The sequence below is a fragment of the Pleionea sediminis genome (assembly GCF_007570825.1).
GTDB lineage: Bacteria > Pseudomonadota > Gammaproteobacteria > Enterobacterales > Kangiellaceae > Pleionea > Pleionea sediminis.
The window spans coordinates 2329132-2354380 of record NZ_SUNB01000001.1 but is presented as its reverse complement, the minus strand read 5'-3'; the positions used below and the strand labels follow the sequence as shown (position 1 = coordinate 2354380).

Genomic DNA, 25249 nt, shown 5'->3' with positions numbered 1-25249 from the left:
CTAGGTAGGACAAATTTCAGCAATAAGACTATCACAAGAATCCGGAGGTCCTGGATTTGGAGTATTTACAATGTTGCTTCCAACATGTCGATATATACCGCCAACAGCAGCAGACGTTTGTGAACCGCCGCGACAGACTTCTTGTGCCGTTTGGTGCTGAACAAATTTACTTCCTGTAATTTCTAAGAAGCATAAAAGCTGACCTTCTAAAGATGCTCTTTGAGACAATAGATTGCCAAATTGATCGAGCCAGCGGTTTTGAAAAACAGAGAAGACACGCCATTGACGTGAATTAGATGTTGCGTCATCTGCGTACATATAGACAACCGCTCTATCGCGCGTAAAAAACCTTACGAATAAAGGCTCTTTTAGAAACAAAAACGGATTCAAATTTATGTTCACCATTCTCGACTCAATAAATGAACGAGCATTTGTCAGAAACTGGCTGTTACCAGACCAGTCAAATCTACTCGAGCTTAAAAATACCAAGTTTTCATTATTACTTATTGGCAAATGAGTCTGAATACCAGTTCCCTCAACATTAATAAAATGTCCCATCCTGCTAAGCGAAAGAACAGAGCTTCTATAATCCCTGAAATATCGAAGCGTTTGCGCAGAATTATTAATAAAGCTAGCTTCAACTGAAGAATTAACATGATTTTCATTGTTACGAGTAACAGCAACTGATCGAACCACTCGAGTACGAAGATTCGCTAAGACATACCGTTTAATATCAGGCGCAGTTCTAGAATCTGGATAGTAATTAAGATAATGCGACCTTGCTCTATATAAAAACTGGGAATCTGTCGAACAATAAGAGCACTGAAGGTAAAAGGTATTTTTATAATAAATATCAGCTTTCGCCGCAATACATACGATAGAGATTAACAACAAGGCAATCGTTTTCATTTTTTTAGTCCTTTATTGTTTGTAGGCTGGAATATATCACTTCGATATTTTCCAGCCAATCCCTGAACTCATTAATTTCAGATTATTAAATTAACTTTTTATGTCACCGCTATTTCAAATCTACTTTCGCGATTTTCTTTTTACCAGCCTGAATCAAGTAACTGCCTGGTTCCAACATAAGTGATGGTTCAACAACCTTCCAATCAACTTTCACTCTGCCATTTTTTAACATGTCCTTTGCCTGCGCAGCGTTAGTTGCTAACCCCGCTTTATTGAGAGCTCGCCCAATTGGCATCGAGTTCATATCACCTTCCAATTCTAATACAACTTCCGGGCAGTCTTCGGGTATTTCACCCTCTTTTATAATGTTACCAGCTCCCTTGTGGGCGTTAGCTGCAGCTTCCTCACCGTGAAATCTTGCCACCAACTCTTTCGCCAATTGAATTTTAATATCTCTCGGGTTAGCACCTTGCTCAACCTCTTTTTTAAGCTGTGCAATTTCGGTCAATGGACGAAATGATAAAAGCTCAAAGTATCGCCACATTAACGCGTCAGGAATCGATACTAATTTTTGGAACATTGTACCCGGAGCATCGGTTATTCCAATGTAGTTCCCCAAAGACTTGGACATTTTTTGCACGCCGTCTAACCCCTCGAGTAAAGGCATCGTTAAAACAACTTGGGGTTTTTGTCCGTAATCTTTTTGCAGTTCTCGCCCCATCAATAAGTTAAATTTTTGATCCGTGCCACCAAGTTCAATATCACATTCTAGTGCCACAGAATCATAACCCTGCACCAATGGATACATAAATTCATGAATCGCTATCGATTGGTTATTGCTATAACGCTTTTTAAAATCATCTCTTTCAAGCATTCTTGCAACCGTTTGGTGTGAGGCCAGCTTCAACATTCCTGCCGCCCCTAACTCTCGACACCAAGTTGAATTGAAAGCAACGGTCGTTTTTTCTGGATCCAGAATTTTGAAAATTTGCTCTTTATAGGTTTTGGCGTTTTCAACAATTTGTTCTTCAGTTAATGGTGGTCGCGTCGCACTTTTCCCCGTTGGATCACCAATCATTCCCGTAAAATCACCGATCAGAAAAACCACTTCATGACCCAATTGTTGAAATTGACGCATTTTATTTATCAGAACGGTGTGCCCCAAATGCAAATCAGGTGCAGTAGGATCGAATCCTGCCTTAATTTTGAGCGGACGATCGAGTTTTAGCAATTCGATTAGTTCTTCCTCGACCAAAATTTCATCTGCGCCGCGTTTTATCTCTTCCAGTGCAGTTTGATTACCGCTCATCATGCTCTCCCAAAGTAAGATCCGCTTACGGAATACTTTTAATACATTAAATTGAAATCTTTGTGCTTAATCGGAGTCCAAATTCCCAACAAGCAACTATTTTGAGTTAAACTTAACAAAAATCCGAGATAAAACGACAATACGAAGCTTTGCTTGCTTTTGTAAAAACTCGCCAATCAACGGAAAGCGACATTTTAACGGTAAGTAAGCAAAAATTGTATTCCTTAAAGGCAGTATTCTAATAAATCATGATAAAACAGGATTACAAATCGAGCAGTAAACGAAGAACTCTACTTCATGAACCTATTTTTCATCATATCCGACTCCGTTGGGGAGAAATTACAGCCGTTGCTGTCGGAATACTATTATTAGGTCTCGCCTTATCAAGTGGAGAGGACGAACTTGAAGATGCAGGGGTTACTGAAGAGGAGCTCGCGGAAATTCCTCAAGAAGAACGCTCGGAACCCGTGTTCACTTCTGATGCTGAGCGAATTCCACTAGCAATCAATTGGGATTCAACCAGCTCATCAACGCCCGATGTTCTGGAGCCTGAGCGGCCACCATTGCCTACCGACACCATTCAGCGAGTCTCAGTTGAGATAAAGTCTGGTGATACATTATCCTCAATCTTTAAAAAACAGGGCTTTTCTCCGCGTGACGTCTACAACGTGACGCAGAACAAAACGGCCCAATCTATATTACGCAAAATTCGTCCAGGCAAAACCTTAGTCTTTGAAGCATCAGAAGACGGCACTTTAGAACATCTGTATTACCAACTGTCAGTCAATGAAACTCTTCAAGTCACCCGAGTCGAAGATGGCTTTGATGCAGAAGTAAAAAAGCGCCCCATCGAAAAACGACAAGCATTCGCTTCGGGCATTATTGAAGACTCTCTATTTAATGCCGGTAAACAGGCAGGAATGAGCGACGGACTAATCATCAAACTGGCGAATATTTTTGGTTGGGATATCGACTTTGTCCTTGATGTCAGAAAAAACGATAGCTTCGCGCTAATTTACGAAGAAAAATACCTCGATGGAGAATTTATCGGCAATGGTGAAATCTTAGCAGCGCAATTTATTAATCAAGGCGATGTCTTTCGCGCCGTTCGATACAAAGATTCTAAAGGCGATGAAAATTACTTCACTCCTACCGGTAAAAGCATGCGCAAAGCATTCTTAAGAACCCCGGTTAACTTCATGTACATAAGTTCCAACTTCAATCCTCGTCGCTTTCATCCCATACAAAAAAGATGGAAAGCCCATCGAGGAGTTGACTATCGGGCTCCAACCGGCACACCGGTTTACGCAGCAGGCGATGGCAAAGTCACCGCATCTAGCTACAATAAATACAATGGCAAATACGTCTTCATTCAACACGGCAATAGTATCGTTACCAAATATTTGCACCTGTCGAGACGTGCTGTGAGTTACGGTAAACGCGTAAAGCAAGGGCAGGTTATAGGCTACGTTGGGAGTACGGGCATGTCGCAAGCACCGCATTTGCATTACGAATTTGTCGTTAACGGCGTTCACAGAAACCCGAGAACCGTTAAACTTCCCGAAGCACAACCCATCAACAAAAAGGAAGAACCTTTGTTTGAGCAAAAAACTCAGCCACTTTTAGCGAGTCTTAATGCTTATCAAAGACTGATCGCCAACAATTCAGAAGGTTAAACATGAGTGAACTCTACATCGGTTTGATTTCAGGAACATCAGCAGATGGTATTGATGCCGTAGTTTTAGACTTTAGCAACAACCAAACAAAAGCGGTTGCAGAACAAACTTATCCTTATCCTGAGCAAGTCCGAGAGGAAGTCTTAAGTTTGTCTCAACCATTGTTATCGAAAGAAGGCCAACGCATTGATCGCCAAGGACACCTCGATCATCACTTGGGAAAACTTTTTGCAGAGGCCGCTAGAAATGTTTGTAAGACCGCCGAAATTTCAATGAGTGAGATAGTGGCTATAGGAAGCCACGGTCAAACCATTCGCCATCGACCACAAACGCAAAACCCTTTTTCTCTTCAACTGGCCGACCCCAATGTCATTGCTTGGGAAACTCAATGCGTTACCATCGCCGACTTTAGAAGAATAGACATTGCTGCAGGTGGTCAAGGAGCACCTCTGGTCCCTCTTTTTCATCAGCAAATGTATCAATCAGAGGCTGCAAACCGAGTCATTTTAAATTTAGGCGGTATCGCTAATATCACCTGGCTACCCAAAGATGGACAGCAAGTTATAGGATTTGACACCGGCCCAGCAAATGCGTTGTGTGATTATTGGATCGAACAACACCAAAACAATGATTACGATGTGGAAGGTGCATGGGCAAGATCAGGACAAACCAGCACGGAATTACTCAAACACATGCTTGCAGATCCTTACTTTCAACTACCCGCACCTAAAAGCACAGGCCGAGAGTATTTCGATGCTCAATGGTTGCAACAAAAGTTGAAAGGAGCCGATCCGCTTCCTCCTGAAGATGTCCAAAGTACTCTTGCGGAGTTGTCGGCTCAATCAATAGCGCGACACATTAATAAACTGCCAGGTCCTTGTGAAGAACTCCTCGTCTGTGGCGGAGGAATACACAATCATTATTTAATAGAGCGCATTGAAGCAGCGCTCAACGGTGACATACCAGTTAATCCTTTGAACCAAGGTGGTTTGAACAGTGACTTTGTCGAAGCCGCAACATTTGCCTGGCTAGCAAGAGAGAGAATTAGCAATAGACGAGTTGATTATCGCTCGATTACTGGCTCAAACAGCCCACTTTTAATGGGAGCGGTTTATCACCCCTAGCCCAATTTTAAATGTAAAGAGCAACTGAAAATATGATGATAATTTTTATTCAGTTGCGAGCAGAATAGACTTAAATTTGATTACAGGGAAAATGAAGAACCACAGCCACAAGTTGCTGTCGCGTTTGGATTATTAATGACAAATCGAGCGCCTTCTAATCCATCAATATAATCAACCGTTGAACCGGCTAGATATTGGGCACTTAAAGGATCAACTAACACTGTCACGCCTGACTTTTCAACTCGAGTGTCATCTTCCGTCACATTATCATCGAATTTAAAGCCATACTGAAACCCAGAACAGCCGCCACCAGTCACGTAAACACGCAAATGAAGAGCAGCATTGTCTTCATCTTCAAGCAGTTCGCTGACTTTCGCACAGGCTGCGTCCGTAACCTCAAGAATCGAAGGCATTGATTCATTTTCTAACATAAATTCAGCTCTGTAGTTTATACGACACCCTATTATCCCAGCCATTACCCTGATGATTCAAGCAATTCATAACCCCAAAACAGATAGGGCCTCTCTTGAGGAAGGTTTCAGTAAAATGCGGTAGATAGAGGTAAGACTCGAACAATATTCGAGTCTTTTAGAAAAATTACGAAGCCGTTTTTTGAGCTTCTGTCGGAGTATCTGTTGGCTTGTCTGATTTGTTCACTTTAGAGCTAGACTCAGTCTTAGGACCCGCTTCTCGATGATGATTTAATAGTTTAGGCTTATCATCGCGATGAACCATTTTTCCGTTCACTTCAGCCCCCATAGCCATTTCGATAAGCTTGTAATAGACGTCACCGTCAATATGAGCAGAACTTTCTAATTCAACGTGCTCTGTAGCATAAACATCACCCTTAACTCGGCCTAAAATAATAACGTGCGGAACATCAACCTGCCCCTCTATAACACCGTGTTTACCGATAGTAAGCAGTGACATTTCAGGTTCTTCCGACTGGATATTCCCTTTGACATATCCATCAATATAAAGCACTCCCTTAAACTGAATGTCGCCTGTAATTTTTGTATCTCGAGTAATGAGAGTATCTGCTGCGCCAGCTTTTGGGCGAACGCGAGATTTATCTTTTTTACTTTTTCCAAACATGAGTTCATGCCTTTTGATTAGAACAATGCTTTTGAGCTTAACATTATTTCACCCTAGTTGAGCAATCCAAGTTACTCAACTTTGTGAATCCCACCAGAACTTTTTATTTCTAAACAGACCAGTTGAACTTGCGCGTCGCAGTTTGAGATTTTCGACCAGATGTTGTCGCAGTAACGCTAATCGCTTTAGGCTCAAAACCAGGAGGAAGCGTTATCTGACCTTTGATATGCTGAAAGTACTTAAAAGTAAAATCAAAATCTTTGTCATCTAACCCACTGATTTCTTTAAAATTATATTCTTTAGGTTCCCCAGAAAGCAAGCCGTTAACCACTATTGTCACATCACCTTTTAAAAAAACATCATGTTTTTTTACTTGAGTAAGTGCCAACTGAAAGTCAAAGCTTCGTTCAGAAATACCTTCTCTCAGTGTGAAGTCAGAAATATGTAATCCTTTAATATCTTTCTCCGGCGCCATTATGCCCCGATAAAAAGCCAACTCAGTATCCATTGAATCAATCGTTTGCTTAAGAGCTGTAATGGTCTCCATTATCTCTTCGCTGGCTTGTGACTCAACATCCGCCGAACTCTGCAACATGATATTCTTTTGCTCTAAAGACGTAATTTGATTGGCATACTCTTCAACCTGCCGCTCTAATAAGTCTTTTGAATCAATGAGTTCCAGCCTCTCTTCCCGTCCATCCAGACGACCGAAATAAAACGCTGTAATCAACAAAACGACCACAATGACGATCCATAACAGATACCAAAGCGGGCTTCTCTTCTTTGTAATAATTAAATGATCTGACATATAAAAACTTCAACTAAATGCGCTGATTTGTCGGACAAAATCTGGCATGCTTAATGGCGAGTAACAGATACAAAGACTCATTAGGCATCAAAGAGTTCCGGTCAACAAATCAATAAGTTGCCTACTATAATTAAAGTTCGAACTGTTCCTCAAGTAAAACTTGTGCTTGACAAACAATAACCAAAATAAGGTCTACATGAGCGTTGAATGTCAATAATTGACTCTTTAAGACTCCGACTTGGCAGCGTCGATGCTATTTTATTGCTCGCCATTGTAGGACTAGCCAGCGGAATCTTAGCCGGTGCCTCCAACATTTTATTTCGGATATTTACCGAGAGCGGTATCGTGCTTTGGCACCCCAAAACAGACCAGGGCGACTTCGAAGGACTATCCTGGCACTTTCACCTTGGAATGCCCATTGTGGGCGGATTACTCGTCGGATTACTATTGCAAAAACTGAGTAAACACCGGCGCGCGGTGGGAGTAAGCCATGTTTTGGAGCGTATGGCTTTCCATCAGGGGTATCTTCCCTGGAAAAACGCCCTTGTTCAATTTTTCGTTGGTGGACTGACACTAGCCTCAGGAATGTCAGTTGGTCGTGAAGGTCCAGGCATTCACCTAGGTGCCGCTAGCGGCAGTTGGCTGGGCCAACGATTAAAGCTACCCAATAACAGTATTCGAGTGCTTGTGGGGTGTGGTTCCGCTGCCGCCATTAGTGCCAGCTTCAATACGCCATTGGCTGGGGTTATTTTTGCCATGGAAGTCATCATGATGGAGTACACGATTGCAAGCTTCATCCCTGTCATATTGGCATCCGTTTCAGGAGCTGTTTTATCACGGGCGGTGTTTGGCAACGCAGTTGCATTTGATGTGCCTGCATTAGAGCTCGTTTCCCTGTGGGAAATGCCTTATTTCCTTCTAATGGGAATTATCATTGGCTGCTTGGCCGCCGGCTTTATTTACAGCACAACAGCTATGGTTAAACTGTCGCACCAATGGCCTGTTTGGATACGTTGCAGTCTATCGGGTGTAGCAGTAGGAGTTATTGCTCTTGGCATTCCACAAATAATGGGAATTGGGTACGACTCGGTTAACGCAACTCTTCAAGGTGATTTTGGTTGGCAACTGTTAGTGCTTTGTTTAGTCGGCAAACTCGTGGCGACAATCTTTTGTTCGGGAATGTCGATGCCTGGTGGTGTTATCGGTCCCAGTTTCTTTATTGGTGCTATGAGTGGCGCAATTATTGGCTTCGTGGGTCACCAGTTTTTCCCTGAGCACTCATCGTCTTATCCTTTTTACGCGATGGTTGGCATGGCAACAATGATGAGCGCAACCCTGCAAGCACCATTGGCAGCATTGATGGCGCTTCTGGAATTAACAGGAAATCCTGGAATTATTTTGCCGGGTATGTTCTCAGTGGTTGTTGCTAACTTGATGGTTTCACAAGTATTTAAACAAAAATCGATGTTCCAGAGCACTATGAATGCGAAGGGCATGACTATTAAATTCAATCCATTAACTCAGTTTTTGCGCCGTGTTGGTGTCGCTGGCACCATGGATCGCTCAATAGCAGTTCACGATCGCCACATCCGTTTACTGGATGCCGCCCAGATTCTCGAAAATCAACCACGCTGGTTACTCATCCGAGAAGACAATGTCCCCATATCACTGATGTCAGCAAACGATCTTGCACGTTACATGATAGAACTGGAATCTTCCGAAGAAGCCATGCCTAAATCTATCGATTTGCTAAAAATTCCTGCCGACAGACAAAATATTTCTTCTGTTTATTTGCAAGCGACTTTGGAAGAAGTGCTCGATACTCTTGAGCGTGATGGCAATCAAGCTGCCTATGTATTTCGAACAACAGCCCCAATGACCGAAAAAATATATGGAGTTATCACCCGAGATGCCATAGAGTCGCACTACAGCTACAAAACAACAAAAGCAAATTAATGCAGTTTTTAATAGAGTACAGCCTGTGGCTTAAAGCACTTCATTTAATATTCATCGTCAGTTGGTTTGCTGGTATTTTTTATTTGCCTAGAATCTTCGTCAATATTCAGCTTACCGACTCCCAAGAGGTTAAAGATCACCTCAACATAATGGCCAGGAAGCTCTACCGATTCATTACGCCGTTCATGGTTCTTACTATTATCTTCGGTACTTTACTCACTATCGTAAGTTGGGGTTACCTGAAAGCCGCGGGATGGTTTCACACAAAAATGGTGCTCATCGCATTGCTAGTCGCTTATCACTTCGTATGTGGTCATTATCGAAAGCTTCTCGAAGAAAATAAGTGCAATAAATCCCATGTTTTTTTCCGCTATTTTAATGAGTTTCCTGTTTTAGTTTTATTTGCCGCAGTCATTTTAGCGGTAGTTAAACCCTACTAGTGAGTAAGCTTTGCCTGCTATTTTGCTCATTTTCTCAACTGTTTGATAGCGAATTTTACTTTTCACGTGGCGCATGAGAAGAGAAAATAACTCATCGGCCGGGAAAGACTTTCCACTAAAAAACGTCTAAAATAGCGCCTCAAACGCATCTCCTATCTAGTTGAGGTTAACTCTTTATGTTTCTTAAAGGCCGGCATATTTTATCGGTGCGCGATTTCGACTTGGAACTTATCGATCAGCTTTTTGACGTCGCATCAGCCATGCGGCCATATGCAACTCGCAAAAAAGTTACTCGTGTTTTAGAAGGTGCCATTTTAGGAAATATGTTTTTTGAGCCCAGCACCAGGACCCGAGTCAGTTTTGGCTGCGCATTCAATTTACTTGGCGGCGAAGTCAGAGAAACGACAGGCCTCTCTTCATCCGCTTTGGCAAAGGGCGAGTCACTTTACGATACTGCACAAGTTTTATCAGGTTATAGCGACATCATTTGTATGCGTCATCCAGATGCTGGCTCTGCAGCGGAATTTGCAGTTGGCAGTCGCGTCCCCGTTATTAACGGCGGTGATGGTCCGAATGAGCATCCAACTCAGGCTCTCCTTGATTTATTCACGATTAAACAAGAACTCGCGACTCAACAAAAATCGATGCAAGATTTAAGCTTAACAATGCTAGGCGACTTAAAGCATGGAAGAACAGTGCACTCACTGGCCAGTTTATTATCTTTATATTCGGGTCTAAAAATTCAATTGGTCTCACCACAAGCTCTCGCTATGCCAACAGAATACGTTGATATGTTAGAAAATGCAGGTCATCAGGTTTACGTCAGCGATAAACTGGACGACGGCTTACCTTCAGCCAATATTATTTATCAGACCCGAATTCAAGAAGAGCGCTTTGCAACTCAAGAAGAAGCTAATCGCTATCGCGGATATTTCAGGCTCAATAAGAAAGTTTATTTTGAACACTGTCAGCCAAACGCAGTCATTATGCACCCACTACCCCGCGATTCTCGAAATGATGCCAATGAGCTCGACAATGACCTTAACTTCGAACCCGGACTCGCAATTTTTCGACAAACCGATAATGGAATTCTCGTCCGAATGGCTCTCTTTGCATGCATTTTAGGAGTTGAGAATCAATTGGTGAAATATGAGCGCCCAGTCAACTGGTTTAATGGGTTAACCAAATAATGAATAAACCTTTTGCTGATGAACAAAAATAAAACGCTTTAACTGTAGAAGCGCGATTAACCGTAAAACTAAACACGAACAACACAAGATAATTCTTAACTATGAGTAATGAAAATTTATACCAAAAAGCAACGCAGTACATTCCTGGCGGAGTCAATTCTCCGGTAAGAGCCTTCAATGGCGTTGGCGGCGATCCTGTATTTATCAAACGAGCCGACGGCCCCTACGTTTATGACTCCAACAGTAAAGAATACATCGATTATGTTTTATCCTGGGGACCAATGCTCCACGGACACAATCATCCGACTATTCGAGAAGCCGTTATTAAGGCAGCAGAAAATGGCTTGAGCTTCGGCGCGCCCACGGAAATTGAAATACAAATGGCCGAACAAGTTTGCCAAATGATACCCTCAATGGACCAAGTAAGAATGGTCAATTCTGGAACCGAAGCGACTATGTCGGCAATTCGATTGGCCCGCGGTTTCAGTGGTAAAAACAAAATCATCAAATTTGAAGGGTGCTACCACGGCCACGCTGATTGCTTGCTTGTCAAAGCTGGTAGCGGAATGCTAACGCTGGGCGAGCCTACATCACCCGGTGTTCCGGCTGATTTTGCCAAACATACCCTAACCGCGACATTTAATGACCTTAAGAGCGTCGAGTCGCTGATGAAAGCTCACTCAGATGATATCGCTGCGGTCATCATTGAACCGATTGCCGGAAATATGAACTGCATACCACCAGTCGATGGATTCTTGGCTGGATTAAGAAAACTCTGCGACGAATATAAATCGGTTCTTATTTTCGACGAAGTCATGTGCGGCTTTCGAGTAGGGACAGGTAGCGCACAAGCCCTCTTCGATGTTACTCCCGACTTAACTGCGCTCGGCAAAGTTATCGGCGGCGGAATGCCTGTTGGTGCTTTTGGCGGTAAAAAAGAAATTATGCAACACCTGGCGCCTTCCGGGCCAGTTTATCAAGCGGGTACCTTATCCGGTAACCCCGTCGCCATGGCAGCTGGGCTAGCATCTCTTCAGTTAATGCAAACCCCGGACTTTTTCGACAGCATTTACCAGTACACAAAAAGCTTAACGGCGGAAATGCAATCTTTGGCTGATGAAGCCAGCATTCCCTTTACCACCAATCATGTCGGCAGCATGTTTGGATTTTTCTTCACCGAGGAAAGTAAAGTTACTACTTATCAACAAGTTGCGAGTGGTAATATCGAGAGGTTCAAAAAATTCTTCCATCTTATGCTCGATGAAGGCGTATACCTGGCCCCTTCCGCATTTGAAGCAGGATTTGTCTCAAAAGCACACACACAAACGCAATTAGACAAAACCCTGACGACCGCGAAAGAAGCGTTATCCAAGCTATAAAGAAAAGACGCGTAAATCAAAGCTAATCTTATTTAATCACCTGCATTTGTACTTTGGTCTCGTTAATTAGCGAGACCAAAGCGCTAATTATTGCTTCATAGCCTATTCAGACTACACTTAACCTAAAATATTCGAAATCAAAAAAGGGATTATGAAGTTACTCCATCGAGTGGGTTTAGTTATTATTCTTGTTCTGGCCAATTGCGCCTTCCTGCTCTTTGCTCTTTTTGAGTCTAGTGAATCATTTCCGACAAGCATATTTGCTACAAGCTTGGTGCTTACTGCGCTTACCGTTACGATGGTGCTATCACTGATAAAATCAAAATCCAGAGGCCACGATCAAATCATCATGGTCCTAGATAAAGTTTCAACGCAAAAATCATCATTTACTGAGCGAGTAACAATAGATGCACATGATGAAAATGCCGAGTTAGCAACTCACTTAAATAGCATGCTTAACAATACGCAAAATTTGTTGATGGACGTTAGCCAGGTTGCTGCACTCGTTAACAGCAAAATAATTGAAGCAGAGCATGAAATTAGTGGCTTAACAGGAAATACACAAACCAGCTTTCATTTAAGCCGTTTAACGATTAAATCAGTATCAGAAGTTAGTGGTGTAGCCCAAGAAATCGCTCACAATTCCGAAAAAACAGCCAATGCAGTTTCTGAGGCTCAAAGGGCCAGTAGTGAAGGCAGTGGTCAGATGGCACAAACATCCAATATCGCACAGACTATGGGCGAACAGATGAAAGCGCTGCGTGACAAAATGAGTGGCTTCAACGACAAAAGTCAGTCCATGTTGAAAATGGTTGATATGATAAAAAACATAACAGACCAAACAAATTTATTAGCACTCAATGCAGCGATTGAAGCAGCTCGTGCCGGAGAAGCCGGACGTGGATTTGCCGTGGTTGCAGATGAAGTGAGAAATCTGGCGCAAAAAACACAATTATCCGCTGATGAAATCACAAAGGAACTTTCTGAAAACCTGGAGGTTAACGAAAGCTTGATGCGGCAGGTTGATGAAGCGACCGATACAACATTTAATATGCTCGATAGTTTACAGCAAACTCAAAAGTCGATGGAACAGATTAACGAAAGTATTGTTACGATAAGCACGATGGCTGAAGAAATTGCAAGTTCATCCAAACAACAATCTGACGCCACCAATAACATCAACACAATTGGTGAAACCATCGAGCGACTCTCTGAAGACACCAATAAACGAATTCAAATTCTCATTCAACACATGCAAGGGCTGATGACGTATTCAGGGTCTCTTGATGAACAAGTCAATAAGTTTAAGCAAGCCAGTGGTCAGAAAGATTCTGGAGAATCCTCCACATCAAATAGTGAGTCAGAAGATAACGTCGAGCTATTTTAAGTCTGACCACTCCTCGTTCCCTCTAGATTTATCCTAGTGAATAATTCAGAATACCGGATCCATAAAATGATCACGGTAAATTTAAATGATGAACTTAGATATTTCTGGAAAACACGCGTTGGTTTGTGGCAGTAGTCAGGGTATTGGAAAAGCAATTGCTCAACAACTTGCAGCTCAAGGCGCTAACGTTACTTTGTTTGCCAGAAACGCAGAAAAATTGGAAGAAGTAAAAAGTACTTTAGACACTTCAAAAGGCCAAACTCATTTTGTGATTACAGCTGATTTTTCAAAGACAGCTCAGGTAAAAGAAACGATCGAATCACACTTAAATTCAGTCAATAGCTTTGAAATACTTATAAACAACACCGGAGGTCCCGCACCTGGCCCGGCTCATCTTGCAGAGTCACAAGCATTCATTGACGCATTCAATCAGCATCTAATTAATAATCACAATTTAGTTCAAACAATATTACCTGCAATGAAATCCGCAGGATATGGTCGAATCATCAATGTCATCTCAACCTCAGTAAAACAACCGTTACCAAACCTTGGGGTATCGAATACTGTTCGAGGCGCAGTCGCTAACTGGGCAAAAACGTTAGCCAACGAACTTGGACAGTTTAATATTACAGTAAATAATGTACTTCCTGGCGCAACTAATACGGTGCGACTTGAAGCAATTATAAAGAATAAAGCCGCAAAGCTCGAAAAGTCTATTGAAGAAACCGAGGCACTAGAAAAGTCAATTATTCCGATGCGCCGATTTGGAGAACCAGCAGAATTTGCAAATGTGGTTGGTTTTCTTTCGTCACCAGCAGCTGCCTATGTTACTGGCGTAAACATTCCCGTTGATGGTGGTCGAACAGGCTGTCTGTAGTTTTCGATTAAATCGCGATTGCGGGCTTAAAATTTTATTTATCAAACAATCATGCGGACACAAAATGAAGTATATTGAAAATTATATAAACGGTGAGTTTTGCGCACCTGCGAGTGGCGAGTACCTTGATAATATTGAGCCTGCAACCGGAAATGTTTATTCAAAAATTCCCGAGTCTGATAAATCAGACTTAGAGCAAGCTGTTCAGGCTGCAGAAAAGGCCTTTCCTAAGTGGTCAGCAATGTCGACCGAAGATCGCTCGCGATTAATGCATAAATTAGCCGATGCTGTTGAAGCAGCCGGCGATCAACTCGCAAAAGCAGAAGCAATTGACAATGGAAAACCCGTTGCCTTTGCCAAAGCCGTCGATAGCTACCGTGCTTCCGCTAACATTCGCTTTTTTGCCAATGCCTGCACTCAGTTTTCCAGTGAAAGCCATAACATGGGAGAAACAGGTGTCAATTACACATTAAGAGATCCCATTGGCGTTGTTGGAACCATTTCACCATGGAATTTTCCATTGTATTTATTTACCTGGAAAGTCGCACCCGCATTGGCTAGTGGAAATACCGTCGTTGCAAAGCCTTCGGAAGTGACACCAATGACAGCCTATCTATTTTCGAAAATTTGTCATGATGTCGGCATACCTAAGGGAGTCATTAATATTTTACATGGTAGTGGTCCAAATATTGGACAGCTGTTAGTAGAACACAAAAAGATTAAAGCCATCAGCTTTACGGGCGGAACAGCAACAGGAAAAAAACTCGCTGCGACTGCCGCACCGATGTTTAAAAAATTATCTTTGGAACTGGGTGGAAAAAATCCCACTTTAGTCTTTGCTGATTGTGACTTCGATCGAACTGTCAACGAAGTTGTTCGATCTGCATTTTCAAATCAAGGACAAATTTGTCTATGCGGTTCTCGTATTTATATCGAACGAAGCATCTACGATAAATTTAAACATGCTTTTATTGAAAAAGTTAAGCAATTAAAAATTGGTGACCCTTTAGAAAAAGCAACTCAACACGGTGCACTCGTCTCTAAACCACATATGAAAAAAGTTTTATCTTATGTTGAACTTGCACAACAAGAAGGTGGAACCGTTTTAACTGGCGGAAAACAAGTGACTCTGGATGGTCGATGCGAATATGGCTTTTTTGTCGAGCCAACAGTGATAGAGGGTTTAACGTTAAACTGCAGAACGAACCAAGAAGAAATTTTTGGTCCTGTTTGCACAATACAACCTTTTGATTCAGATGAAGAAGCCTTATCACTTGCCAACGGAACAGACTATGGACTTGCAACTTCAATCTGGAGCAATAATTTAACCCGCTGCCATAGTCTTGCCAAACAATTAGACTTTGGCATCGTATGGATTAATAGTTGGCTATTACGGGATCTGAGAACTCCGTTTGGCGGCATGAAATCTTCAGGCGTTGGTCGAGAAGGTGGTGAAGAAGCCATGCGCTTTTTCACCGAACCGAAAAATGTGTGTATCAAATATTAAAAGTACGTTCGCCAATGAGATCTTAACTTTTTACAGTAATATTCAGTTAAGATCTCTTAATTAAAAACTATGAGCTTTTCTTAGCAATCCATCGTTCTACACGTTGCTCTAGTACGGTCATTGGAACAGCACCACCCAATAGCACTAGATCATGAAATTCAGCTAGATCAAATTGCTCGCCTAATTTCTTTTGGGCATTTTCTCGCAACTCAACAATTTTCAACATTCCTAATTTGTATCCTAGCGCTTGTCCAGGCCAAGCCATGTAACGCTCTATTTCAGAGACAACTTCAGAGTCTGCCGATCCTGTTGTATCAGCCATATATTTAATAGCCTTTTCTCGCGTCCATTTTTTATGATGCAATCCAGTATCAACAACTAAACGGACCGCGCGAAAAAGTTCTGCTTGTAATCGTCCCAAATCACCAAATGGATCCTTCTCATACATGCCTATTTCTTTAGCAACTAATTCCGAATACAGAGCCCAACCTTCGACATAAGCATTGTATGGCGCGATTCGACGTAATAAGGGCAAATCATCTTGCGCTAAATTAAGAGCAATTTGCCAATGATGTCCAGGATTGGCCTCATGATAAGTTAACGTCTTAAGTCCATACTTTGGATTCGCTTTCATATCACGCAAATTTATCCAATAAATACCTGGTTTACTGCCATCCAATGCTGGAGGCGTATATTGACCTCCTGGCGCTCCATCTTGAACTTCTTCAGGAAATGCTCTCACTTCAACTTGATAGGGCGGCTTAGTTTTAAATAAATCGCCCATTTTGGCATTAATTTCTTCAATGTATTTATTTAAGTCGGCTAACAAAGTTGCTCGTCCTTCATCTGAATCCGGATATAAAAATCGCGACTCCAAATTGATACGCTTCATTTTCTGACCGACACTTCCTTTGTTATATCCCATCGGATTCAATATTTTATTCATCTCAGCGCTTATTCGCTTAACTTCATTTAAACCTATTTGATGGATATCATCGGCTCTCAACGTTGAATTACCCAACTGTAAAATGGCATCTTGATAATATTTTTCACCATTCGGTTGCGCCCAAATTCCATCTTCTTCGCGCGCTTTGTCTAACGCTGCAGCAACATTCTCTGCCACCGATTTGTAAGCCGGATAAACAACATCTTCCATTTGTCTTGTCAATTCATCAGTCAAAACTGCTTTTTGGTCAAGAGATAAAGAGTCAACACTTTCAATTTTTTCAAAGAAATTAATTGCCAAGGGGTGCTTTTCTGGTTTCGGCTTCGTAAATTTATTGAGATATTTTAAAGCCCCTTGTAAAACTTCTTTAGGAGGAATCCACCCTTTTTCCATATCGTAATTAAACTTTTGTACAATGCTTTGAGTGAATTGATCAAATTGTGCTAATCGAGCTATGTAGTCCAGGGCTTGTTGCTCATTGGTAATTGGCTGATCATTTTGAATGGTTCGAGGAATGTCGAGCAGAGGACCATTAATTTGGTTAATAATATAGGGCGATAATCCCATCCACACATCAATATAACCGATATCAAATTCAGGATGACCTGCGTAATAGCGAACAATATCTGCCATCACTGCTTGATTATCGGCAGCAGATGCGTTGTCGGCAGACTTTAGTTCCTTGAATGATTTTGAAATCTCGAACAAAGTTTTCCTAAACTTTAACTCAGCTTCTGGAGAATAATCAGGCAATTGGTTATTGTAATATTCTCCCACTTGCTCCAAATCCAAACCATATAGAGTGGCGTCAACAGGCCGACCTTGAAAAAGGATTTGGCTGGCTCTTTCACTGAGCTCATCGAAATTAAGCGCCGAATTAACCGGCTCAGTTTTTGCTTCCGGTAACTTAGAGAGCTCAGGATGAGGCGGCGGTGGCTCATCATCATTGCTGTCACATCCAGTAATAATGAACAAAAAGATTAAAAGTAACCCACAAAACTTTATTTTCATATGAGATTCCCTATTCTGGTACGTCACAGTTCTTTTACTATACTGTTGAGCTGTAGGATAATGTCTGTAGTCTGACATAACACCTGCAATATTTCGAGATAAGAAAGCAGGATTGTTATGTTACCCAAATCACTTTTTAGAAAAAAACTAACAGGATTTAAGTAATGCCATCATTTGATATTGTTACCGAAGTCGATAACACCGAAATTAAAAATGCGGTCGAAAACGCCAATCGAGAACTGACGTCTCGCTATGATTTTAAGAATGTTTCAGCTACGTTTGAACTTAACGATGACAGCGTTAAAGTTTCGACTGAAAGTGATTTTCAGGTTCAGCAAATGATGGAAATTTTGCGCAACCAATGCACTAAGCGCTCCATTGATCCTCGAGTATTAAAAACAGGTGAAACCATACATTCTGGAAAAATGTATTACAAAGTTGTTAACTTTATTCAAGGTATCGATAAAGACGTTGCCAAAAAATTGGTTAAAAATATTAAAGATTCCAAGATAAAAGTACAGCCCTCCATTCAAGGTGACAAAGTTCGAGTAACTGGCAAAAAGAGAGATGATTTGCAATCCGCTATGAGCGTTATTAGGGAACTCGACTTGGGTCAACCGTTCCAGTTTGATAACTTCAGAGACTAACTCATAATAAAATTTAAAGGGGCATCAACACTATTATGAAAATCGCTATTCTTTCGAGAAATCCAAATTTATATTCAACACGCCGCCTTAAAGAATCGGGTGAAAAAGCTGGGCATGACATCGAAATTATCGATACCCTCCATTGTTATATGGATATTACCAGTAATCGTCCAGCCGTGCGTTACAAAGGTGAAGCTTTACCCAAATATGATGCGATCATCCCAAGGATAGGAGCCTCAGTCACCTTTTATGGAACTGCCGTTGTACGCCAGTTTGAAATGATGGGAACTTTTTCAATCAATGAATCGGTCGCAATCAGCCGCTCAAGAGATAAGTTACGTTCACTTCAACTGCTATCTCGAAAAGGTATCGGATTGCCCAAAACAGGGTTTGCTCGCCACCCAGACAAAATCGATGACTTATTAAAAGTTGTTGGTGGAGCTCCGGTAGTAATTAAGCTACTTGAAGGAACTCAAGGCATTGGCGTTGTACTCGCAGAATCTCGCAAAGCCGCCGAAAGCATTATTGAAGCCTTTATGGGACTTAAAGCGAATATACTCGTGCAAGAGTACATTAAAGAAGCCGGTGGAGCCGATATTCGATGTCTCGTCATAGGCGGAAAAGTGGTCGCAGCAATGAAGCGCCAAGCAGCTCCTGGAGAGTTCCGCTCTAATTTGCATCGAGGTGGTAGCGCAGAGCTCATAAAACTGACTCCAACCGAGAGAAAAACAGCCGTACTAGCAGCCAAAGCAATGGGACTAAATATGTGCGGAGTTGATATATTACGCTCTAACAGTGGCCCAGTCGTAATGGAAGTAAACTCCTCGCCCGGATTAGAAGGTATTGAATCAGCGACAGGTAAGGACGTTGCCAGTATGATTTTTGAATTTATTGAAAAGGAAGCCAAACCCAACAAAACAAAAACCAAAGGAAAAGGTTAAAAATCAGTGGTAAACGATTTTGAAATTGCAGGCGAAACCATTAAGCCAGGTGAAACACGGAAGTTAGAAATTCCGATTGTGCGTCTTTATACCGATACGAGCATGTTTTTGCCGGTATATATAAAGCATGGTCGCAAACCTGGCCCAACACTGTTTATTAGTGCAGCAATACATGGCGACGAACTCAATGGCGTCGAAATCATTAGTCGTGTCATTAATAGTAAAAGCATTAAAAACCTGAAAGGAACATTAATTGCTGTTCCTTTGGTAAACGCCTATGGCGTACTGAATCACGACCGATATTTACCTGATAGACGAGATCTTAATCGCAGTTTTCCAGGCAGTAAAAAAGGGTCTCTCGCCAGTCGCATTGCTCATATATTCATGCAAGAAATCGTAAAAAAGTGCGATTATGGCATCGACCTTCACACAGGAGCGATACATCGCAGTAACTTGCCACAGATACGCGCCAACTTAGACGACCCGAAAACTTTAGCAATGGCGAAAGCTTTTGGCGTTCCAGTAATTATAAATTCAAACTTAAGAGATGGCTCCCTGCGCGAAAGCGCCAACGAGCTCGGAATTTGCATGTTGCTTTATGAGGCAGGCGAAGCTTTAAGATTTGATGAAATGAGTATTCGCGTCGGTTACCGTGGCGTCGTAAATACGTTGCGACACTTAGGCATGCTCGCCAAAAGTAAAAGTAAACGCACGCCTTTGGAACCTTATGTTGTTCAAGAAAGCGGTTGGGTTAGAGCCCCCGACAGTGGTTTTATAACTCACATACACCAATTGGGTGACTATGTATCGAAGGGAGAAAACCTGGCAACAGTCAAAGATCCCTACGGAGAAATCATCGATACGATCAACAGTCACGCAGACGGTGTTATAATTGGAAAACAAAACATACCTTTGGTTCATGAAGGTGAAGCCGTATATCACATTGCTTATTTTAAGCAACGAGAAGAGAGTGTCATAGAACGATTTGAAAAGTTTCAGGACTCATACGGAAATACAGAGATCCCCCCAGAATCTCAATCTTAATCTTCACTGGTAGAGGAAAAACAAATGACCAATCCGAATCCACACAAGCAAACCGTCGGTATCACCGAACTGTGTGATTTGCCAGAGTTAGAAATTGTCGACCTACATGTTCGAGTCGACACAGGTGCAAAAACGTCTTCGTTACATGTCGATAATCTTCAAGAGTTTGAAAAAGCCGATCAATTATGGATAAGCTTTGACATTCATCCCGACTATCATAACGTTGAAAAAATTGTTCGAAGAAAAGCAAAAGTAAAAGCGATCCGCTCAATTAAGAGTTCAAATGCAATAAAAGAAAATAGGTATGTCATCGATACCATCATAAAAATGGGAGACAATGAGTGGTCGATCGAATTAACACTGACTGATCGCTCAGGAATGACATACATGATGCTTCTTGGACGCGAAGCGATGCAGGGCCGACTGATTGTCGACCCAGAATGCGAGTATGTTCTTGGCGGAAGTTAAGCTTCTAAAGCCTCGTCGAAAGTATCGTCGAGGTCATCATCTGAAACATCAAATTCCGAATCGTCTTCAACAATGCGCCGAGTGGTTAGCCATACAGGCGCACGGTTGCTGCGCTTGAGATACTTTATCCAGGTTTTCTCTGCTAAAGTTTCTGCTTCCACTTCACCGCGAACAACTCGAATGAATTGCTCATCTTCCTCGGTTGTATTTTGGACCAAACCAGCCATTAACGCCCGAAAAAGATTGCCATTTTGTTCTAAGCAATCCACCTCAGCAATGGTGAAATCACCCGATCGAGAAAAACCATAGGGGTAATGCTGATCATCAAAAAAGCGTCGACTTAAAAAACTCTCACGTGTCTGCATAGCTAAGACCTCCAACTAATTAACACTCGCTTTCTACCAAAACTTTTAAGAAATGTTTAACAAAACAATTCTATCGTTATGATAAAAAAATTTGATGGTTATCCACTTACTTGATCAAGAAGCGCTAACAGCTCATCAGAGAGACACTTCTCAAACAGTTGTTCAAACTCTTGCCCTTCGTTTTCTTGAGCACTCTCAGCGCAACGCTCTTCAATCGCATAAGCGTCGTCATCTGAAACTGGCTCGTCAGTTTCAAAGGTTCTTCCTGCGAAACGACTTTTACATTGAGAAACCATAGACTCTAATGCAGAAGAATCAAGCCCTAATTTTCCAGCCGAAAATTGACAAATATGATCAAGCTGCTCATCGGTGCTTGCCAATGCATTCATCGGTGAAATAAAGCTTACAGTTAAAGCAAAAGTACTAACGGCCAGTAAAGATTTAATGGTCATAAACAGTCTCCAAAAGAAAATTCTCGATGGAATAGTGGACGAAAGCTGGGGTAAGATAAAACGAAATAAATTACTCTTAACGAGAAAGAAAATTGTACAACCTCGATATTAGCCTGCTTAGAACCTTTCTCGACGTCAATAAAACGAGGCATTTTGGCAAAACAGCTGAAAACCTGTATTTGACGCAATCGGCAGTTAGCGCGCGAATAAAGCAGCTTGAAGATATTTTAGGCGTACCTTTGTTTCAGCGTTTCAGAAATAACATCCAACTCACGCCGCAAGGTGAAAGACTGGTCCATCATGCCGAACTCATACTTAACAGTTGGACTCAAGCAGTGCAAGATGTCTCTTTACCCGAGTCTGTATCTCAGCTTGTCATTGGCGCACCACAATCGCTGTGGGAAGCCAAACTGGCCATTCTGCCTATTCGATTGATTGAATCAAACAACGACTTACATACTCGCACCGAATCGCTAGACAGCAAATCAATATTGAGGCGTATTCAAGAACGCACATTGGATATTGGCTTTGTGTTTGATCCTCCGAAGATAGATGAAGTCAACTCGGAACACATTACGACCATCGAGCTCAAACTTTACAGTTCGTCGAAAATGCGTTCATTTAACGATGTCGAAGAAAATCATTATGTGATGGTAGATTGGGGGCAGGGATTTTCGGCATTGCACGCCAAACACTTACCTCAAATTCGGTCTCCACGCTTGCATGCTAACGACTGGTTAATGGCCGTTGAATACCTGAATCAAGTGGGAGGGTTCGCATTTTTACCTACTAGTTTGGTTGAAAGCCATCAGTACGAACTGTTTCCAGTAGAAGATGCGCCTTCTATGGAACGAGAAGTGTACATGTGTTTTCATCGCTCCTTAGAAAGCCGGCCAGGATGGGACGAAATTATTACCTCTGCCCGGAAGGCCTTAACTTAAACGTAGGACTAAATTTTTTTCAGTTTCACTGCCGTACCATAAGCCAGCAACTCGGCTGCACCTTGAGCCATTAAACTGGTTGAAAAGCGAGTTCCAACTACGGCGTCAGCACCAAGAGAGCGTGCTTCTTCAATCATTCGATCTAGAGCCTGCTCTCGACTTTCAGCCAATAGTTTGGTGTACTCGTGCACTTCTCCGCCCACAATACCTCTCAAACCAGCTAAAATGTCTCGTCCAATGTGACGCGCTCGTATGGTATTACCTCGAACCATTCCTAACGTTTTTTCTACAGTGTAGCCAGGCAACTCGTCACTGGTCGCAATAATAATATGACTCATAAATCAACTCCTCGATATTTATCCGTTTTTCTTGCTACTAATCGTTGACGTAAAACACTCAAAAATAAAAATGCAATGCCGCCATAGATCGAACTAATAATGAGTTTAAGCCAAACGCTCGTTGAGTCTTCAATTAAAAATTGGTAAGCCGTTACCCCAACAAAAAAAGAGACGCCCACAATCAATAGAACCCAACCAAAATAAGATAAACCTTTTGCCGGCTTATCAGCCATAATTTTATGCATTTCTTTCTCACTCATAATCGGTTTCTCCATAATTTCGATACTCGACTTCATCTCCAACAAATCAGCGTACAATTTATTGCATTGTTCACATTGCTCGAGGTGAGCATGGACCCCTTGTGATTGCTGTTGAGTTAATTCACCATCCAGATAGCCGGACAACATCAGCTCAATCTCTTTGCATAAGTTACTCATTTATCGTCACCTTGTTGCAGTAAATTTCGCAGCGCCAGGCGTGCCCTATGTAACCGAGACATTACAGTTCCAGGCTCAATTCCCAGAATATTGGCAATATCGGCATAACAGAAGCCTTGCCAATCTTTGAGTAAAATAATGTCTCGATGTTCAGCAGATAATGCGGTCAAAGCTTGTTGTAGCTGCGTTTTCATGAGCGCTTGCTCATATTGATTATCAGGCTCATGATGCCCACAGGAAGGCGAATGTTCTTCTTCCAATACCTCTGCTTTGCGTTTTTTTTTCGCTCGAATCCGATCGATCACTTTATTTCGTACAACTTTAAACAACAACATACGAAACTGATTAGATTCCGATGGAAGTCGCGGTTGCTTTAACAATGAATACAATGCATCCTGAATCACATCTTGAGCATCATCGCGACACTTTAGCATGTTCATTGCCATCGCAAAGGCACCTTGTGAATGCTCTTGAATCATTTGATTAACCAACGAACTTTTCATCCATTTTGCTCTCTAATACAGGAATAACGTCTCACCTGATAAAATATTCCCTCTTTCTACATTTAATTACTGTAAAATCCGAGTGAAATACAATAAAACTAATATAAACGCTTTTAAATCATACAGTTAAAACTTAGGTCAATTATGGAACTTTTTCTGCTTTTTAGTATTCTCATCATTCCTGTTGTATTACTAGCATCACCCATTCCCGTGTTTACCTTGAAAGGACGTCCTGACATTGCAACCTATTACATTTGTTGTTTGCTAGTTGTGCAAGGCGTTATTATTGCCACTCATACAAATCAAATAAATCAAGCTGCTGGCTGGATAATGATTTTGATAGGTATCGCTTACTCTTTGGGATGTGTCTGGGTGTGGCAAAAAACGCAAGAACTAAGCTGGCGTTTAATTTCAATTGGTTCAATTGCCATTAACGGTTTATTAATCTTTATCGGATTTCAGTTCTTTGAAATGACGCTCTAAGTAAGAGCGTCATTGCTGATTCAAACTTCCATATGATCAAAAACCGCGTGGGGTTTCGTAAAAATATCTTTATAGGCGCAAAATACAGAAGCATAAGCGACGGGCACAAAAATAAGTAACCCAATAAACGCAGGTATAACGGAGAGAATAAATAAAGCAATCATAATCCCTGAATAAATAATCAGAGGTAATGCATTATGCAAACACGCCATAAAGCTCAAATAAACAGCCTGTAAGACAGATACTCGATGAACAGCAATAAGGACAGGAGCAAAAAGAGTTGCCATGAATAACGGAATCATAGCAAGCATTAACATCAAAAATTTAATTCTAAATTCTTCAGTTGCAATAAGTTGGCTCAATGCCTCTGGAGATTGTTGACTCGCTTTTGAAAAAGCCTCAGACATATCACCAAACACAAGAACTTGAATGACACCGCTTAAAACACTGGCAACGAGTGCCAAGATCAAATATTTAACAATTTGTCCTTGCTTAAAACCTTCGAATAAATAACTAACTACAAATGGCCGCCCTTCATAAATCGCTTTACAGCCCAGCATTAAACCACCCGCCCAGATATATTGAGTGATGTTTAGCAGTAACTGACCGCCGGTACCCAGTGAGGCAGAAACGAGTAAAATAGCTAATCCAATTCCAACAATAGCAAGCCAACTGCTGGGAGCACTTTGAAAATAGCCAAAGCCGTCTACAATCCAACCCACACCACGACCAACAGCAACCGAACGAGGAGTAGTTAGCTCTAACGACTTTGGTAGACTCGAATGCTCAGTATTTTCCGGCTCGCCATTGTTTTCTGGCTCATTTTCCGACATCACAACTCCGACAACTCAATATACACGATAAAAACCAGCCGCAATAAGACCAAAAAAGAGCGCTTTGAGTCAAGTATTTCGCCCTCTTTACGGTTGGGCCAGTCATCTTTTACTGGCCCGCATCTAAGTTTTCACTTGTAACTTATTGTTTTTAATTACGGCCTTATATTACAGAGTTAGTTT

General features: G+C 41.7%; 27 protein-coding genes. 15 read left to right on the top strand and 12 right to left on the bottom strand.

From position 1 onward, the window contains the following. Together FAX86_RS09830 and tyrS are read right to left on the bottom strand one after the other, a co-directional pair. Positions 1 to 909, bottom strand: coding sequence for a hypothetical protein (locus FAX86_RS09830; RefSeq protein WP_144393144.1), 909 nt, complete (start codon positions 907 to 909; stop codon positions 1 to 3). A gap of 109 nt (positions 910 to 1018) precedes the next feature. Then, a complete protein-coding gene (gene tyrS, locus FAX86_RS09825; protein WP_144393143.1) occupies positions 1019 to 2218 on the bottom strand; it encodes a tyrosine--tRNA ligase in 1200 nt (399 codons plus the stop codon). Positions 2219 to 2466: 248 nt separating this feature from the next. Between tyrS and FAX86_RS09820 the strand changes: the two genes are divergently transcribed. Next, positions 2467 to 3894, top strand: a complete 1428-nt coding sequence (locus FAX86_RS09820) for a peptidoglycan DD-metalloendopeptidase family protein (protein WP_144393142.1) — start codon at positions 2467 to 2469, stop codon at positions 3892 to 3894. A gap of 2 nt (positions 3895 to 3896) precedes the next feature. After that, a complete protein-coding gene (locus FAX86_RS09815; RefSeq protein ID WP_144393141.1) occupies positions 3897 to 5018 on the top strand; it encodes an anhydro-N-acetylmuramic acid kinase in 1122 nt (373 codons plus the stop codon). Between the two features lie 80 nt (positions 5019 to 5098). On the opposite strand, the gene erpA is transcribed toward FAX86_RS09815, so the two are convergent. From erpA to FAX86_RS09800, 3 genes are all read right to left on the bottom strand, one after another. Beyond that, positions 5099 to 5449 (bottom strand): iron-sulfur cluster insertion protein ErpA, encoded by a 351-nt coding sequence (gene erpA / locus FAX86_RS09810; protein ID WP_144393140.1) that lies wholly within the window; start codon positions 5447 to 5449, stop codon positions 5099 to 5101. A gap of 166 nt (positions 5450 to 5615) precedes the next feature. Continuing rightward, positions 5616 to 6113: a bactofilin family protein gene (locus FAX86_RS09805; RefSeq protein ID WP_144393139.1), complete on the bottom strand. Its 498-nt coding sequence runs from the start codon at positions 6111 to 6113 to the stop codon at positions 5616 to 5618. 109 nt (positions 6114 to 6222) lie between these two features. Then, positions 6223 to 6921, bottom strand: coding sequence for a DUF6776 family protein (locus FAX86_RS09800; protein ID WP_144393138.1), 699 nt, complete (start codon positions 6919 to 6921; stop codon positions 6223 to 6225). 207 nt (positions 6922 to 7128) lie between these two features. Here FAX86_RS09800 and FAX86_RS09795 point away from each other — a divergent pair, with 207 nt between their 5' ends. From FAX86_RS09795 to FAX86_RS09765, 7 genes are all read left to right on the top strand, one after another. Continuing rightward, a complete protein-coding gene (locus FAX86_RS09795) occupies positions 7129 to 8877 on the top strand; it encodes a chloride channel protein (RefSeq protein WP_144393137.1) in 1749 nt (582 codons plus the stop codon). Next, on the top strand, positions 8877 to 9317 hold the full coding sequence (locus FAX86_RS09790) for a CopD family protein (RefSeq protein ID WP_144393136.1): 441 nt from the start codon (positions 8877 to 8879) through the stop codon (positions 9315 to 9317). Before FAX86_RS09795 ends, FAX86_RS09790 begins: the two co-directional genes overlap by 1 nt. Before the next feature lie 176 nt (positions 9318 to 9493). Then, entirely contained in the window at positions 9494 to 10507 is a 1014-nt protein-coding gene (locus FAX86_RS09785) for an aspartate carbamoyltransferase (RefSeq protein ID WP_144393135.1), read from the top strand. 101 nt (positions 10508 to 10608) lie between these two features. Further along, the gene (gene hemL / locus FAX86_RS09780) at positions 10609 to 11886 is read left to right on the top strand and encodes a glutamate-1-semialdehyde 2,1-aminomutase (RefSeq protein ID WP_144393134.1); all 1278 of its coding nucleotides are present in this window, start codon (positions 10609 to 10611) and stop codon (positions 11884 to 11886) included. Positions 11887 to 12037: 151 nt separating this feature from the next. Next, entirely contained in the window at positions 12038 to 13273 is a 1236-nt protein-coding gene (locus FAX86_RS09775; RefSeq protein WP_144393133.1) for a methyl-accepting chemotaxis protein, read from the top strand. An 85-nt stretch (positions 13274 to 13358) separates the two neighbouring features. Beyond that, the gene (locus FAX86_RS09770; protein WP_144393132.1) at positions 13359 to 14150 is read left to right on the top strand and encodes an SDR family oxidoreductase; all 792 of its coding nucleotides are present in this window, start codon (positions 13359 to 13361) and stop codon (positions 14148 to 14150) included. Between the two features lie 64 nt (positions 14151 to 14214). Then, positions 14215 to 15657: an aldehyde dehydrogenase gene (locus FAX86_RS09765; RefSeq protein ID WP_144393131.1), complete on the top strand. Its 1443-nt coding sequence runs from the start codon at positions 14215 to 14217 to the stop codon at positions 15655 to 15657. A 67-nt stretch (positions 15658 to 15724) separates the two neighbouring features. Here the strand turns inward: FAX86_RS09765 and FAX86_RS09760 are convergent, their stop codons facing one another. Beyond that, a complete protein-coding gene (locus tag FAX86_RS09760; protein WP_144393130.1) occupies positions 15725 to 17614 on the bottom strand; it encodes a DUF885 domain-containing protein in 1890 nt (629 codons plus the stop codon). Between the two features lie 164 nt (positions 17615 to 17778). On the opposite strand from FAX86_RS09760, the gene FAX86_RS09755 reads away from it, so the two are divergent. From FAX86_RS09755 to FAX86_RS09740, 4 genes are read left to right on the top strand one after another with little or no spacing between them, the layout of a single operon-like run. Next, the gene (locus tag FAX86_RS09755; protein WP_144393129.1) at positions 17779 to 18261 is read left to right on the top strand and encodes a YajQ family cyclic di-GMP-binding protein; all 483 of its coding nucleotides are present in this window, start codon (positions 17779 to 17781) and stop codon (positions 18259 to 18261) included. 35 nt (positions 18262 to 18296) lie between these two features. Further along, complete coding sequence (gene rimK, locus FAX86_RS09750) at positions 18297 to 19202, top strand: 30S ribosomal protein S6--L-glutamate ligase (RefSeq protein ID WP_144393128.1); 906 nt, start codon at positions 18297 to 18299, stop codon at positions 19200 to 19202. A 6-nt stretch (positions 19203 to 19208) separates the two neighbouring features. Beyond that, complete coding sequence (locus FAX86_RS09745) at positions 19209 to 20246, top strand: succinylglutamate desuccinylase/aspartoacylase family protein (protein WP_144393127.1); 1038 nt, start codon at positions 19209 to 19211, stop codon at positions 20244 to 20246. A gap of 24 nt (positions 20247 to 20270) precedes the next feature. Then, positions 20271 to 20714, top strand: a complete 444-nt coding sequence (locus tag FAX86_RS09740; RefSeq protein WP_144393126.1) for an ATP-dependent zinc protease family protein — start codon at positions 20271 to 20273, stop codon at positions 20712 to 20714. On the opposite strand, the gene FAX86_RS09735 is transcribed toward FAX86_RS09740, so the two are convergent. Further along, on the bottom strand, positions 20711 to 21079 hold the full coding sequence (locus FAX86_RS09735) for a MaoP family protein (protein ID WP_144393125.1): 369 nt from the start codon (positions 21077 to 21079) through the stop codon (positions 20711 to 20713). The genes FAX86_RS09740 and FAX86_RS09735 overlap by 4 nt on opposite strands. A gap of 98 nt (positions 21080 to 21177) precedes the next feature. Then, on the bottom strand, positions 21178 to 21531 hold the full coding sequence (locus tag FAX86_RS09730) for a hypothetical protein (RefSeq protein ID WP_144393124.1): 354 nt from the start codon (positions 21529 to 21531) through the stop codon (positions 21178 to 21180). A gap of 92 nt (positions 21532 to 21623) precedes the next feature. On the opposite strand from FAX86_RS09730, the gene FAX86_RS09725 reads away from it, so the two are divergent. Next, on the top strand, positions 21624 to 22472 hold the full coding sequence (locus FAX86_RS09725) for a LysR family transcriptional regulator (RefSeq protein WP_144393123.1): 849 nt from the start codon (positions 21624 to 21626) through the stop codon (positions 22470 to 22472). Positions 22473 to 22480: 8 nt separating this feature from the next. Here FAX86_RS09725 and FAX86_RS09720 read toward each other — a convergent pair whose 3' ends face one another. The 3 genes from FAX86_RS09720 to FAX86_RS09710 are packed head-to-tail and all read right to left on the bottom strand — an operon-like array spanning position 22481 to position 23750. Further along, complete coding sequence (locus FAX86_RS09720) at positions 22481 to 22810, bottom strand: YbjQ family protein (RefSeq protein ID WP_144393122.1); 330 nt, start codon at positions 22808 to 22810, stop codon at positions 22481 to 22483. Next, positions 22807 to 23247, bottom strand: coding sequence for an anti-sigma factor family protein (locus FAX86_RS09715; protein ID WP_144393121.1), 441 nt, complete (start codon positions 23245 to 23247; stop codon positions 22807 to 22809). The genes FAX86_RS09720 and FAX86_RS09715 overlap by 4 nt, the downstream gene beginning before the upstream one ends. Beyond that, positions 23244 to 23750 carry an RNA polymerase sigma factor gene (locus tag FAX86_RS09710; protein ID WP_144393120.1) on the bottom strand — a complete coding sequence of 169 codons (507 nt, stop codon included), beginning with the start codon at positions 23748 to 23750 and terminating at the stop codon, positions 23244 to 23246. Before FAX86_RS09710 ends, FAX86_RS09715 begins: the two co-directional genes overlap by 4 nt. 144 nt (positions 23751 to 23894) lie before the next feature. Here FAX86_RS09710 and FAX86_RS09705 point away from each other — a divergent pair, with 144 nt between their 5' ends. Continuing rightward, complete coding sequence (locus FAX86_RS09705) at positions 23895 to 24233, top strand: hypothetical protein (protein WP_144393119.1); 339 nt, start codon at positions 23895 to 23897, stop codon at positions 24231 to 24233. A 20-nt stretch (positions 24234 to 24253) separates the two neighbouring features. On the opposite strand, the gene FAX86_RS09700 is transcribed toward FAX86_RS09705, so the two are convergent. Continuing rightward, positions 24254 to 25066, bottom strand: a complete 813-nt coding sequence (locus FAX86_RS09700; protein WP_144393118.1) for a BPSS1780 family membrane protein — start codon at positions 25064 to 25066, stop codon at positions 24254 to 24256. Positions 25067 to 25249: the final 183 nt, after the last annotated feature.

Bases quoted from the DNA above. Each gene is read 5' to 3' on its own strand.
- FAX86_RS09830 (WP_144393144.1), bottom strand. From the start codon at position 909: ATGAAAACGATTGCCTTGTTGTTAATCTCTATCGTATGTATTGCGGCG.
- tyrS (WP_144393143.1), bottom strand. From the start codon at position 2,218: ATGAGCGGTAATCAAACTGCACTGGAAGAGATAAAACGCGGCGCAGAT.
- FAX86_RS09820 (WP_144393142.1), top strand. From the start codon at position 2,467: ATGATAAAACAGGATTACAAATCGAGCAGTAAACGAAGAACTCTACTT.
- FAX86_RS09815 (WP_144393141.1), top strand. From the start codon at position 3,897: ATGAGTGAACTCTACATCGGTTTGATTTCAGGAACATCAGCAGATGGT.
- erpA (WP_144393140.1), bottom strand. From the start codon at position 5,449: ATGTTAGAAAATGAATCAATGCCTTCGATTCTTGAGGTTACGGACGCA.
- FAX86_RS09805 (WP_144393139.1), bottom strand. From the start codon at position 6,113: ATGTTTGGAAAAAGTAAAAAAGATAAATCTCGCGTTCGCCCAAAAGCT.
- FAX86_RS09800 (WP_144393138.1), bottom strand. From the start codon at position 6,921: ATGTCAGATCATTTAATTATTACAAAGAAGAGAAGCCCGCTTTGGTAT.
- FAX86_RS09795 (WP_144393137.1), top strand. From the start codon at position 7,129: ATGTCAATAATTGACTCTTTAAGACTCCGACTTGGCAGCGTCGATGCT.
- FAX86_RS09790 (WP_144393136.1), top strand. From the start codon at position 8,877: ATGCAGTTTTTAATAGAGTACAGCCTGTGGCTTAAAGCACTTCATTTA.
- FAX86_RS09785 (WP_144393135.1), top strand. From the start codon at position 9,494: ATGTTTCTTAAAGGCCGGCATATTTTATCGGTGCGCGATTTCGACTTG.
- hemL (WP_144393134.1), top strand. From the start codon at position 10,609: ATGAGTAATGAAAATTTATACCAAAAAGCAACGCAGTACATTCCTGGC.
- FAX86_RS09775 (WP_144393133.1), top strand. From the start codon at position 12,038: ATGAAGTTACTCCATCGAGTGGGTTTAGTTATTATTCTTGTTCTGGCC.
- FAX86_RS09770 (WP_144393132.1), top strand. From the start codon at position 13,359: ATGATGAACTTAGATATTTCTGGAAAACACGCGTTGGTTTGTGGCAGT.
- FAX86_RS09765 (WP_144393131.1), top strand. From the start codon at position 14,215: ATGAAGTATATTGAAAATTATATAAACGGTGAGTTTTGCGCACCTGCG.
- FAX86_RS09760 (WP_144393130.1), bottom strand. From the start codon at position 17,614: ATGAAAATAAAGTTTTGTGGGTTACTTTTAATCTTTTTGTTCATTATT.
- FAX86_RS09755 (WP_144393129.1), top strand. From the start codon at position 17,779: ATGCCATCATTTGATATTGTTACCGAAGTCGATAACACCGAAATTAAA.
- rimK (WP_144393128.1), top strand. From the start codon at position 18,297: ATGAAAATCGCTATTCTTTCGAGAAATCCAAATTTATATTCAACACGC.
- FAX86_RS09740 (WP_144393126.1), top strand. From the start codon at position 20,271: ATGACCAATCCGAATCCACACAAGCAAACCGTCGGTATCACCGAACTG.
- FAX86_RS09735 (WP_144393125.1), bottom strand. From the start codon at position 21,079: ATGCAGACACGTGAGAGTTTTTTAAGTCGACGCTTTTTTGATGATCAG.
- FAX86_RS09730 (WP_144393124.1), bottom strand. From the start codon at position 21,531: ATGACCATTAAATCTTTACTGGCCGTTAGTACTTTTGCTTTAACTGTA.
- FAX86_RS09720 (WP_144393122.1), bottom strand. From the start codon at position 22,810: ATGAGTCATATTATTATTGCGACCAGTGACGAGTTGCCTGGCTACACT.
- FAX86_RS09715 (WP_144393121.1), bottom strand. From the start codon at position 23,247: ATGAGTAACTTATGCAAAGAGATTGAGCTGATGTTGTCCGGCTATCTG.
- FAX86_RS09710 (WP_144393120.1), bottom strand. From the start codon at position 23,750: ATGAAAAGTTCGTTGGTTAATCAAATGATTCAAGAGCATTCACAAGGT.
- FAX86_RS09705 (WP_144393119.1), top strand. From the start codon at position 23,895: ATGGAACTTTTTCTGCTTTTTAGTATTCTCATCATTCCTGTTGTATTA.
- FAX86_RS09700 (WP_144393118.1), bottom strand. From the start codon at position 25,066: ATGTCGGAAAATGAGCCAGAAAACAATGGCGAGCCGGAAAATACTGAG.